General features: G+C 64.7%; 10 protein-coding genes. 5 read left to right on the plus strand and 5 right to left on the minus strand.

The genetic code is table 11. The features are described from left to right. Positions 1-92 precede the first annotated feature (92 nt). Positions 93-404 (plus strand): hypothetical protein, encoded by a 312-nt coding sequence (locus VB716_RS05035; protein ID WP_322757270.1) that lies wholly within the window; start codon positions 93-95, stop codon positions 402-404. On the opposite strand, the gene VB716_RS05040 is transcribed toward VB716_RS05035, so the two are convergent. Next, on the minus strand, positions 362-595 hold the full coding sequence (locus VB716_RS05040; protein WP_322757271.1) for a chlorophyll a/b-binding protein: 234 nt from the start codon (positions 593-595) through the stop codon (positions 362-364). The two genes, VB716_RS05035 and VB716_RS05040, sit on opposite strands and share 43 nt — an antisense overlap. A gap of 121 nt (positions 596-716) precedes the next feature. On the opposite strand from VB716_RS05040, the gene VB716_RS05045 reads away from it, so the two are divergent. Together VB716_RS05045 and VB716_RS05050 are read left to right on the plus strand one after the other, a co-directional pair. After that, positions 717-1,265, plus strand: a complete 549-nt coding sequence (locus VB716_RS05045; protein ID WP_197169896.1) for a hypothetical protein — start codon at positions 717-719, stop codon at positions 1,263-1,265. Next, positions 1,262-2,149, plus strand: a complete 888-nt coding sequence (locus VB716_RS05050; protein WP_322757272.1) for a hypothetical protein — start codon at positions 1,262-1,264, stop codon at positions 2,147-2,149. Before VB716_RS05045 ends, VB716_RS05050 begins: the two co-directional genes overlap by 4 nt. 140 nt (positions 2,150-2,289) lie before the next feature. Here VB716_RS05050 and VB716_RS05055 read toward each other — a convergent pair whose 3' ends face one another. Further along, the gene (locus tag VB716_RS05055) at positions 2,290-3,891 is read right to left on the minus strand and encodes an APC family permease (RefSeq protein WP_322757273.1); all 1,602 of its coding nucleotides are present in this window, start codon (positions 3,889-3,891) and stop codon (positions 2,290-2,292) included. 579 nt (positions 3,892-4,470) lie between these two features. Here VB716_RS05055 and VB716_RS05060 point away from each other — a divergent pair. Continuing rightward, positions 4,471-5,418, plus strand: coding sequence for a substrate-binding domain-containing protein (locus VB716_RS05060; RefSeq protein WP_322757274.1), 948 nt, complete (start codon positions 4,471-4,473; stop codon positions 5,416-5,418). A gap of 204 nt (positions 5,419-5,622) precedes the next feature. Here VB716_RS05060 and VB716_RS05065 read toward each other — a convergent pair whose 3' ends face one another. Then, positions 5,623-8,169 (minus strand): arylsulfatase, encoded by a 2,547-nt coding sequence (locus VB716_RS05065; RefSeq protein WP_322757275.1) that lies wholly within the window; start codon positions 8,167-8,169, stop codon positions 5,623-5,625. Continuing rightward, positions 8,162-9,052 (minus strand): formylglycine-generating enzyme family protein, encoded by an 891-nt coding sequence (locus VB716_RS05070; RefSeq protein ID WP_322757276.1) that lies wholly within the window; start codon positions 9,050-9,052, stop codon positions 8,162-8,164. Before VB716_RS05070 ends, VB716_RS05065 begins: the two co-directional genes overlap by 8 nt. Positions 9,053-9,289: 237 nt before the next feature. Here VB716_RS05070 and VB716_RS05075 point away from each other — a divergent pair, with 237 nt between their 5' ends. Further along, positions 9,290-10,333, plus strand: coding sequence for an AraC family transcriptional regulator (locus VB716_RS05075; protein ID WP_322757277.1), 1,044 nt, complete (start codon positions 9,290-9,292; stop codon positions 10,331-10,333). Positions 10,334-10,704: 371 nt separating this feature from the next. On the opposite strand, the gene VB716_RS05080 is transcribed toward VB716_RS05075, so the two are convergent. Beyond that, positions 10,705-11,595 carry a bile acid:sodium symporter family protein gene (locus VB716_RS05080; RefSeq protein ID WP_322757278.1) on the minus strand — a complete coding sequence of 297 codons (891 nt, stop codon included), beginning with the start codon at positions 11,593-11,595 and terminating at the stop codon, positions 10,705-10,707. Between the last annotated feature and the right edge of the window lie 254 nt (positions 11,596-11,849).

The raw sequence follows: 11,849 nt of genomic DNA on the forward strand, positions 1-11,849 counted from the left end.
CCTGGATCATGCAATCGATGCCAAGTGTCTGCAATGGTTTGACGCGAGAACACGTTCAACGGATGGTCCAGGGATACATTCTTCGAGGCCCGATGGTGACCTCCGTCAACGTTTCTCTGGCCATGGACCCCGACCACGCGACCGTTCAGACTTCCCTGCCCTGGTTGGAGGACGACGACCGGGCCCGCATCGCCGCTGCCCTTCGCTACATGGGCAGGGATCTGCAGCATCGCTCCTACGCGGTGAACTCGGAGCGGCGTGAGCTGCTCTGGCAGGAGATGGACCGTTGCCTCGAACTGGCTGAGCGGATCGACCCTCAGCCCAAGTTGGCGGATCTGGCGAAACCTGGTGAACCGGCGGCTCAGAGACAGAAGGGCAGCAGGTTGGTGTGGCAGGCGGCATAGCCATCCACCAGGGGACCCAGACCGATCTGGTGGACGATGCTGAAGCCCGTGAGGCCCTCCACCACCACACCGATCAACAGGCCGAGCATGGCGGCGCGGCCGTTGAACAGCTCCACCTTCTTCAGCTGCTCGACATGGACCTCGCGGGTCGACTCAGAGGAAACCTTGGAGAGGGCGGCGGAGCTGTTCATGGCAAAAAGTTGCGTTCTGTTAAGAACCGTAACACGGTTCTTAAGGAAGCGGCGAGCGCCTGGATGGCCGTGTCGTGTGCGTGCTTGCTACCACTGCGGCAATCGCCCCGATCGGCCCTCCATGAATCGAACGCTTCGCTGGGTCGTGGCCGGCGTGCTCGCCGCCGCCCTGCTGCTGGTGGCGGTTGTGGCCCTTCCGTTCGCAGACTGGTTGCCTGGCGGCACCGTCGCCGATGTTCCGACATCGCAGGTGGTGAACGGTTCGGCCTTCAACCGCCTGTTCCCCGAACCGGAGACCGGGGAACAGTTGGTGTTCACGCAGGAGAAGCGAGGGTTCGCCCAGGCCCGTCTGCGCCAGGGAGATGAGCTCAGGGCCCTGCTCTCGATTTCCGATGTGATCACAGCCCCCGATGCCAGGGCCAAGTTCTCCGCCAGCCGTGCCGTGATCAAGGGCTGGCCACTTGTCGAGCAGGGCTCCCAGGCCAGTGCGCTGCTGGTGGCCGATCGCTTTCAGGTGAAGGTGATCGGCCAGGGGGTCGGCATGGATCCCCAGCAACGTCATGCGGTGCTTGAGGCCTTTGATCTGACCGGTCTTGCGGCCCTCAAGCCTGCCCTGACCGGCGCGGTTCCTCTGCGCCTGCTCCTCGCCAGGGCCGAGGTGAGCGCATGAGCGGCACGGTTCTGGAGCGGCTCGAGCGCCTGCCGCGCCGTGGTCTCACTGTGCTGGCCCTGAAGGGGGTCAGCACCCTGGTGCCGGGGACGTGGCACAACATCACCAGTGCCGATGCGCTGATTGCCGATGTGCTCGGCGATGACGACCCGGCGTTGATCGCGTCCGTGCGACGCCGCGCCGATGCGCTGAGCCGTGCCCGTCATGAGGGTTACGGACGTGCCCTCAGCCTCTACGACGCGGTGAACCGCTCCCAGAAGGCCGCCGGCGGGCTGCGCATCGCCGCCAATCTGGGTGGCGCCCTGCCACTGGTGAAACGGCTCACGTCTCTGACTCCTCCTTCCGAGAAGCTGCAGGCGGTGGATCTGGCCCTCAAGGTCTCGGCAGAGATGCTCGCCTTCACCCAGGCAAATGGCCTGCCCGGTGACAGCTTTGCCGAATTCGCGGCGTCCCTGCGGGACTACGGCAATGAAGCGCGGGTCCGGATGGCCGCGATGATCTGCTTCGATGCCCTGCTTCCCCTCGGTGATCAGGCTCTCCAGGGGCTGGATGGTCTGTTGGGCCAGGTGGGATCCAGCGATCTCCGCCAGTGGCCGGCCTATCGGCGCATGGCCGCTCTGCTGCCCGGCCGGGGCGATCAGGCACACCTTGGTTTTCTGCGTCGCGGCGTGGAGCCATGGCTCGACTGGTCCGAAGGGCTGGTCAGGCAGCTGGGGCTGACGGGACAGCGCGCCGTCCATGCCCTCGAGGGGGCGATCGGCCCCTGGCAAGGGGGCTTCGATCAGCTGGCCGTGTTCCTCGATGCCTTCACCGACACCTACTCGCACACGGGGGTGCAGGCGGTGGCCAGGCGCCTGGTGGAGCGGGCCGCCGCCGAAATCTGAGCTGGATGGAACTGAATCTCCCGATATCCAGTCGGTGCCAGCAGATCCGATGACTCCCAGTCCAGACCCTGTGCCTGCTCCAGGACGGGGAGCCCGCGTCGATATGGCGGGGCCAACTGCCTGGCCCCGCGCCCTGAGGATCAGTCGGTTCCGATCCTGGCCCAGGGCGACACCACCGACAAGCGCGAACGCACTGCCAGCGGGAACACCAGCAGCGCCCAGGCCCCCAGCAGGATCAGCTGGGCGGCCAGCGGCAGCGGCCAGGCGGTGATGGCCACCAAGCCACCGAGATAAAGGAACCACCACAGCCCCTGGAGCAGGTTCAGCGGGGCGTGGGGCTGCTCGTCGGTTTGTTCGCCAGACTGCACAGCCCCATGGTGTTGCCCAGGCTGCCGGCCCTGGAGGGCCAGCAGGACAAAGCCGATCGCCGGCAGCAGCACGATCAGCACGGCACCGCGCAGGGAGGTGGTGCCGCACCAGCTGATCGCCCAGGTGGCCAGCACGAAGGCCAGCGGGCACCAGAGCCCGGCGCAGGGAAGTCGGTAGGGCCGAAAGGTGGCCGGGAGCTGGATGCGCAGGGCGGCCAGGCTGACCGGGCCCATGGCCAGGGCAATCACCAGGGTGGCCGTGAGGAGACTCACCACGTTCTGCCACCCGGGCCCGATCAGCAGCATGCCGATGCCCAGGATGAGCGAGATCAGCAGAGCCACCGACGGCACGGCCTGGCGATTGATCCGGCCGAGCACGTTGGGCAGCAGACCGCAGCGCCCCATCATCCAGCCCACCCGAGAGGCGGCCCCCATGTAGGCCATGGCGGTGGCCGTGGGTGACACCACTGCATCCAGAAGCAGCAGTCGGCCGACCCAGCCCAGGCCCAAGCCAAGGGCCAGGGCCACCAGCGGTCCGCCGTGGGCGCTGAGGCGGAGCGCGGCCCAACCGGCGGAGAGCTGGTCGGGGGGCACCGCGACGAGAAAGGCCAGTTGCAGCATCAGGTAAATCAACAGGGAGATCCCCAGTCCCAGGGCCATCGCAACCGGCACGGTGCGCTGCGGTTGGCGGGCTTCTCCGGCCAGGTCCATGGCCGTGCGAAAGCCCAGCAATGAGAACAGAATCCCGCCGCTGCTGATCGCCCGCACCATGCCCTCCAGGGTGGCCCCCGCCGGCTGGGCCACGGGTACCAGGTTGGTCCAGTGGCCGGACCTCAGCATCAGGGTGATCGAGACGACCAGGGGGACCACCAGCTTCCAGCTGGTGAGGCCGTCGATCCAGCGGGCCAGCCAGCCCACTCCGGCCAGGTTGATCCAGGCCAGCACGACCAGGAGCAGGCTGGCCAGGGCCAGGCCGGCGCCGCTGAGCACCTGGCCGGCACCCTCGTCGGCGGTGAGCCAGGGAGCACTGCTGGCGAGGTACTGCATCACCGCCATCACCTCGATGCTGGGGAGAGCCAGATAGGAGACCCAGGCGCACCAGCCGCCGATGAAGCCGGCGGTACGGCCGTGACTGAGCAAGGGGATCTGGGCGAGGGCCCCGGAACTGGTCACCAGGGCCCCGAGCTCTGCAAACACCAGGGCCAGGGCAAAGGCCAGGAGTCCCCCCAGCAGCCAGGCGCCGAGGGCGGCCGGTCCGGCGAAGCGCGCGGCATAGAACGGGGCGAACAGCCAGCCAGACCCAATGGTGCTGGTGACCACGGCCAGAGTCATCGAGCGGAGACCGAGCTGGCGGGAGAGGCCGGTATCGCTCATCGACGGGAGGGGAGCAGCTTGGCTGCGGTCATCCTGCAGGCGGACTGGACTCCACGCGGTTCAGATGTGGCCCCATGGACACAATCTCCACAGCCCCGAGAAGATCATCCGCAGATTGCACACATCAGAGCAGTTCCTCAACCAGAGTCAGTCCCTCAACGTTGGGCGATGGGATCAGAGTGATAGTCCGGTCTGCTTGATGCAACCGGTGATTCTTGTCTGAATCCATGCAGAGACCCAGCTGCAGAGCTTTCAGGCAAGCGTCCGGCAGCAGGTAACGCCTGGGAACGTCTCAGGTTGCGTTGTGTGGGTGACGATCGACACGGCCATGGACGTGCCCTGGAGAAGGAGATCTTCCCGGAAGACGACCCCGGTGATCAGAGCATGGAGGTGGGCTTCAGAGCCTTGAATGCGCCGATCCAGGCATCATGCCAGCGGTCGCGCTTCCCAGCGCCGGACAACGATCCGAGGATCGATGAAGTTAGGCTGAAGCATGGTTTGGCCACTGTCAGGTTGATGGCGAACCATCACAGCCGAGCTTCAACGCGTCCTCCGCACTCCGCAGGTTCTGATTGATCGATGAAAAGCTTCCCTCTGGCGATGCAAGCGTTGGCTCTTTTGGGTTGCCTGGCACCCATCGCCCTGGCCACATCGGCGGCTGAAGCAGCGCCTGAGCCGCTTCGGTTCGTCTTGATTCCGAAAGTGACCCATCCCTGGTTTGAGGCCGTGCGAGAGGGTGCCGAGGCGGCCGCCCGCATGATCGAACAACAGACCGATACCACTGCGGTCATCGAGTATCGCCCCCCCGCCAGGGCGGAGGCCGGCCTACAGGCCTCGATCCTCCAGGCGGCAATTCACTCCAAACCCAGCGGCATCACGATTGATCTGCTGGATGCAGATCGGCTCAGCTCCCTGCTGAAGCAAGCCCAGCTCCAGGGCATTCCTGTGACTGTGTTCGACTCGGAACTCCCGGCTGATCTGGGGATCACGAGCATTGGCAATGATTTCTGCGTGCAGGCGAGCATCGCTGCCGAGCGCCTGGTCAAGCTGCTCGGAGGTCAGGGGGAGGTGGCCATTATGCAAGGCGTGCCCACAGCGCCGAACCATGCCATCCGCGTCGAATGCCACCGGAAGGTGTTTGCGCGCCATCCCGGCATCACGGTTGTGGCATCACCCATCGATGGCGACAACATCGCCACCGCCGAACAGATGGCTACGGCAACGATGCGCCGTCACCCCCGCCTGAAGGGCTGGGTCGTGTCCGATGCCGGCGGCGGCATCGGCATCGGTCGTGCCATCCAGGCACTGGGCAAAACGGGCGAGGTCCGGGTGGTCGGTCTGGATGACCTGCCTGAACTTGTCCAGCTGATCAGGAGCGGGGTGGTGGATTCCACCGCTGCCACCAAACCCCGTTCGCAGGGTTACTGGTCGGTGCTTAGCCTCTGGCAGCAGGGTCTGGGTGCTCCACCGATCCAGCGGATCGACACCGGAATCGCCGTGCAGGGCTCGGCGACGAACCATCCATAGGAACGATGATCTCCTTGCAGGGGTCGTTGCCTTCCCCTGCCAGGAGGGTGAGCAGCAGCGATTGCCAGCGGCCAAGGCCGATCCTGCCCTCCACCACCGGCAGGAAGCTGATTGTTCCTGCCAGATGAGCGATCGGATGCTCCTTTTGAGCCATCGGCCCTGGGGACGATGTCATGCTTCAAGGCCGGTCCCAGACGCACACCATCATTCGATCCCAAGGGCAGCCTGCTGCATACCCGCTTCCAGCTTCTTGATCTCCTCCGGCGACAACACAGGCCGATCGAGCCGGATGGTCAGCTTGTCGAGCGTGCCGGTGAACCGGAACGGCGGCTGGTAGTCGGCGTCATTGACGCCGGTGAGGGTGTCTGAGCCCACATCGAAGCTCTCATCCCACTGCAGGATCATCGGCAGGGTTTTGGCCATGGTTTTGGTGGCAACCACCTTGCCGTCCACCTTGAGGGTGCCGGTGCCTGGGCGACCGACGCCACTGAAGTCGTTGAAGGCCAGGGTGCCCGCCCCTTTGCCGTCGTAGACAAAATCGAACGCCACCGTGTGCTTGCCAGGGGAAAGCGGCTCGCTTCCCTCCCACTTCAGGCGCTCCAGATCCACCATGTTCCACACCCAGACCGGCTTGCTGTTCTTCAGGTAGAAGCCATAGCCTCCGAAGCGGCCACCGGAGGTGAGCAGCATGCCCTCGGCTCCTTGGGCCGGCACCTCGACCTCAGCGGTGACGCTGTAGGAGGTGTTGAGCAGCAGGGGCGAATCGCCCTGGGGCAGCCCCACCATCGGAGCGGTGTAGACGAACGCGTCGCGGCCTGCCGTGATGTTCGGCCGAGGCGCCACGATGCGCCCCGCCACCGAGGCATCGAGCGGGAAGACCTGATACTTCCTGGCTTCGGCGATGAACGCCGCCTTCATCTCCTTCACCTTCTGGGGATTCTGGGCGGCCAGGTCGGTGCTCTGGCTGAAATCAGTCTTGAGGTCGTAGAGCTCCAGCGTCTGGTTGTTGAGAGGATCCGGATTGGCAGGGCCGAAGGCCTCCCAGGGGGCCCGGTTCACCTTGGTGCTCAGCAACCAGCCCTCGTCATAAAGCGCCCACTGCCCCATCATTTCGAAGTACTGGGTCTTGTGGCGCGAGGGAGCCTTGGCATTCCTGCCATCGAAGGTGTAGAGGAAGCTGGTGCCCTCGATCGGCTTCTGTGGAATACCGTCCACCACGTCCGGCGCCTTCAGACCGGCCGCCTCGAGGATCGTCGGCACCACGTCGATCACATGCACGAACTGTTCCCGCAGAGCTCCCTTGTCTTTGATGCGCGCCGGCCACGACACCACCATGTTCTGGTTGACGCCGCCCAACTTGGAGGCGTTCTGTTTGAACCAGCTGAAGGGGGTATCGAAGGCCCACGACCAGCCTGCAGACATGTGATTATAGGTGAGATCGGTGCCCCACACGTCGTAGAACGTCATCTGCACGTCGACGGGCAGTTTGTTGAGGCCATTGAAGAAGGCCACCTCATTGGGGGTGCCCAGCGGCCCGCCTTCGGCACTGGTGCCATTGTCGCCATTGATGTAGATCACCAGGGTGTTGTCGAGCTTGCCGAGGTCGTCGAACTGCTGGATCACGCGGCCGATCTCATCATCGCTGTAGGCGGCATAGGCGGCGAACACCTCCACCTGGCGGATGAACAGTTTCTTGGCGTCCGGGCTCAACTGGTCCCAGGGGGTGATCACATCGGCAGGCCAGGGTTCGAGCTTGGCGTCCTTGGCAATCACACCGAGCCGCTTCTGGTTCTCGAAGATGCGCTCCCTGAGTTTTTCGTAGCCATCATCAAACAGATGCATGGCGTGGATCTTGTCCACCCACTCCTTGGTGGGGTGGTGGGGCGCATGGGTGGCTCCGGGGGCGTATTTGATGAACAGCGGCTTGGCGGGATTGATCTGATGCATCCGCGTCATGTAGTCGATGGCGTCATCGGCCATCGCCGTGACCAGGTTCCAGCTGCCGGGCGCCTTGCCCTCGAAGGGATAGATCTGGGTGGTGTTGCGGAACAGGTTCGGCTGCCACTGGTTGGCGTCACCGCCCACGAAGCCGTAGAAGTAGTCGAAGCCCATGCCCGTGGGCCACTGATCGAACGGCCCGCTCTGGCTGGCCTGGAAGGCGGGCACGTTGTGGTCCTTCCCGAACCAGGCTGTGCTGTAGCCGTTGTCCTTGAGCAGACGGCCGATCGTGGCCTTGTCGCGCTCGATGATGCTGTTGTAGCCGGGGAAGCCCGTCGACTGCTCCGAGATCACCCCGAAGCCGGCGGAATGATGGTTGCGGCCGGTGATCAGCGCGGCCCTGGTGGGGGAGCACAGCGCCGTGGAGAACATGCGGTTGTACCGCAATCCCGCCTTGGCGACCCGGTCCATCGCCGGTGTGGGGATCACGCCGCCGAAGGTGCTGGGCACCCCGAACCCGGCATCGTCGGTGATGATCAGCAGCACGTTGGGGGCACTCTGCGGAGGCGTGATCTGCGGCGCCCACCAGGGCCTCGACTGCAGGGCCGTGTCCTTGATCACACCACCGAAGGGTGGCGCCGGGGCCGGCAGCTGGTTGCCGGGGATCGTGGTGGTGGCATTGGGGGAACCCGGAGTGCCGGTGATCCGCTGGGCCAGCGCGGGCACGCCGCCCAGTTGCCAGCCCAGCAACAGTGCCACCAGCGCCAGCATGGCCAGGCGGGTGATCGTGGCGTGAAAGGGACGCTTAGCCATGGGTGGAGGTGAGCGGGGAAGCCAGGCGGAAGCCGATATGGGAGGTGCCGGTGTCGGGACTCTGGGCCTCCCGGGCGGCAGGGCGGTAGCGGCTGCAATCGGTGGGAGAGCAGAGAAAGGAGCCGCCCTTGATCACGTGTTTGGCCACACCTGGATCGCGGGGATCGATGCTTTCGGCTTCCCGGTCGATGGCGGGATCAGGGCGCGCGGGCAGGCCGTCGTGGCCCGGGCGATACCAGTCCGCCGTCCACTCCCAGACGTTGCCGGTCATGTCGAACAGGCCGTAGCCGTTGGGGGGATAGGAGCCCACCGGGGCAGTGCCGGCAAAGCCGTCGTCACCGGAATCGCGGCGGGGAAACTCCCCCTGCCAGGTATTGGCCTGGCCTGGCTTCCAGGTGTTGCCCCAGCTGAACACCTGATCCCCTAGGCCTCCTCGGGCGGCGAATTCCCACTGGGCCTCGCTGGGCAGGGCTGAGCCGGCCCAGGCGGCATAGGCTTCGGCATCGACGAAGGCGATCTGCACCACGGGGTGGTCGCCCAGACCTGCGATCGAGCTGCCCGGTCCGCTCGGGTGGCGCCAGTCGGCACCCGGAACCCAGTGCCACCAGCTGAGCTCCTCGATCGGACCGTCGCCTGGCACCGGCTCGAACACCAGCGACCCGGGCTTGCGCTCGGCTGGGGCGAGATCGGGGAACTGGGCTGATGACAGGGGCTGCTCCGCCAGCGTGCGATACCCCGTGGCCGTCACGAAGGCCGCGAACTGCTGGTTCGTGATCTCATGGGCACCGAGACAGAAGGGAGTGAGGCGAACGCGGGCTTCTGAGCGTTCGTCGTCCAACTGACCGGCGGCGCCAATGCGATAGCTGCCTCCGGGAATCGCCATCATTTCCGCCGGACAAACAGGATCGGCAGATAGGGACGGTTGAGGTTGAACGAGTAGCAATGTGATCAAAACCAAGAACAGCCAGATCAGATCAAGACGTGGCATTCCTGGGCGACGGATGGTCGTTGCGCAGATCGTAATGCTGGTTCATCGCGTTTCGACATGATTGGACGATCGATTCGTAGGATTCCGTTGCATCACTGTGCACTGCATCACACATCATTCAGAATGAATGCGATGAAAACGCATGATCAGGGCAGCAGCGCAGATCTTCCCAGCCTTCCCCTGATCTTTCTGAACGATCGGGCCGAGCAGCACTGGGACGACACGGCACTGGCGGAACGAATCCATGCCGCCACCCCCCTGAGGGGGCTGGTGCGAATCGGCGAACGCCGCGGTTTCTTCCACCGCAATGCCGTTCTTCCGCTTGGATCCCTGGTCCTGTCCACCAGCGTCCACTCCCCCCTGGTGCTGGCGGCCGAAGACATCGAGCACGCCATGGTCGTGCTGACCTATGCCGGATCGGTCCAGGTGACCATGCAGCAGCAGCACTTCGAACTCAAGGGGCCAGGCGGTCTGCTCTATCTCCCCGGGGCTGCCTTCGAAGCACGCACAGGCTTTCTCCAGGAAGTGCTGATCCACCTCGATCCGGTGCGGCTGGCCCTCACGGCCGCCGCCATCGCTGGAGATGGCCATGGCCCACGGCCGTTCCGCAGCCGCCTGCAGCAGCCCAGGTACCTCAGTGCCCGCAGCAACCTGGAGCACGATCTGCTCACCACGCTGCGGCGTGTCCTGACGACGCTGGATGCATCCGCGCTGGAAGCTGCCGGTGGCTTTGCTGCGCTCGGAGTCGAAGAACTGCTGCTGCGATTGCTGGCGTTGTTGCTGTTTCCGGAGCTGCTCGGCGAGCAGTCGGGAGAGCCGAGGCGCCGGGCGCCCCAGCCGCGGGAGCAGGCCTTCAACGACCTGCTCGAGTGGATCCAGTCCCACCTGCACACCCCGATCACGCTCACGCAGATGGAGCAGCGCAGCGCCTATTCCCGCCGCACCCTCCAGATCCTGTTCCAGGAACGATTCAGCTGCAGTCCGATGCAGTGGCTCAAGGCCCAGCGCCTCGAAGCGGCCCGTCAGGCCCTGCTTCACCCGGAGACCACCGATACGGTGATGTCGATTGCCCGGCGCCATGGCTTCGGCGATCTCTCCAGCTTCGCCATGGGCTTTCGGCAGCGCTATGGCGTGGTGCCGTCAGCCCTGTTACGTCTGGGGCGCTCCGCAGACTGAAAGCCTTCCTGCGAAGCCGGGCAGCCTCGGGTGCGCAGAAGCACAGCAAGGGCGCAAGATCTCCCAGAAAAGAAGAGCAGATCGGCAGCCCAGGAAAGACTCTGGAGCTGCTCATGTCCTCTGACAAGACTGGTGCACGCTCTGGTGACATCCTTCCTGAACTTCGCCTCTTCACACCTCGTTCCCATTCCCCCCGAGCCCAGAAGCGCTGTGCTTCCCCCCACAGCCCCCCCGAGCATGCAAGGCAAAGCTGAATCTGTCCTGGCGCCATCTGGAGCTTGGCGGCAGCAACGATGGCCTTCAAGATAATTCCTACAATATCAACGAGAACGGCCTTGAAGTTGGCCTGAAGTTCTTCCTTTAGGCAGCCCTCACCCCTCGATCACAGACGGATCAGCCATGGCCTGAATCGAACGTCGCCAAACCAGATAGGGAAGGATGGTGATCATCATCAGCACTCCGTAGACCCCCGAGGGAAGGCTGTAGGCCGATAGCCCCATCTCCGGACCGGAGCCCCCCACCAACAGGGCTCCCACCGCGATCCCCACCGTGCCGTTCTGAAAGCCGCTTTCGATGGCAACAGCGCTCACCTGACTGGCGGGAAGGCGAAGGATCTGGGCCACTGCCGTACCGATGGCCAGCATCCCCAGGTTGAGCAACAGCAACACCGGACCAAGTGAAGTGAGGTTGGCGATCAGCGTCTGCCATTCGCTGAGGATCGTGATCGCCAGGATCAGCACAAACAGGCCGTTGGCCATCTGTTCGCAGGGGCGCTCCCAGCGCTGGGTCAGCGCCTGACTCCGCTGACGCAGGAGCACCCCCAGCAGCACAGGCAGGGTGGTCATCACAAACATCTTCAGGCCCAGTCCGGTGATGCTCACGGCCGGGAGGGCCGTGCCCATCAGGGCACGCCCTCCCACCGTGAGGATGAGGGGCAGGGTGATGGTGGTGATCAGGCTGGCCAGGGCTGTGAAGGAGATCGACAGGGCCACATCACCTCGCGCCAGGCGGGTCATGACGTTGGACGTGATTCCCCCCGGACAACAGGCCAGCACGAGCACCCCCACGCCCAGTTCGCCTGGCAGGCTGAACAAACGGATCAGCAGAAAGGCCACCAACGGCAGCAGGACAACCTGACAAAGCACCCCCGCCAGCAGCGGATGGGGCCGACGCAGAGAAAAACCGAAGTCGGCTGGAGTCAGGGACATCCCCAGCGTCAACATGATGAAGGCAAGCGCCAGGGGAAGGGCAACTGTGAACATGCCGGCAACAGAAGTGGGGGCATTCTGATGTGGCCCCTCTCTCAGACCACACCTGTTCATTCCGGCAGCGAGCCGCTGAGGTGTGGCGACCGGCTCAGTTGTCGATGAACACCGAATGGGCCGTCCTCACGACCCGTGGATCGGGCTCACCGACGACGTCGTGGTCTTTGTGCTCGTAGTCCAGGGCGTGGAGGACGCTGCGGATGGCGCCGAGACGGGCCCGGCGCTTCTCGTTCGAGTTGACGATCGTCCAT

This window comes from Synechococcus sp. CCY9201 (genome assembly GCF_034931105.1).
In the GTDB taxonomy this organism is placed as follows: Bacteria; Cyanobacteriota; Cyanobacteriia; order PCC-6307; family Cyanobiaceae; genus CBW1002.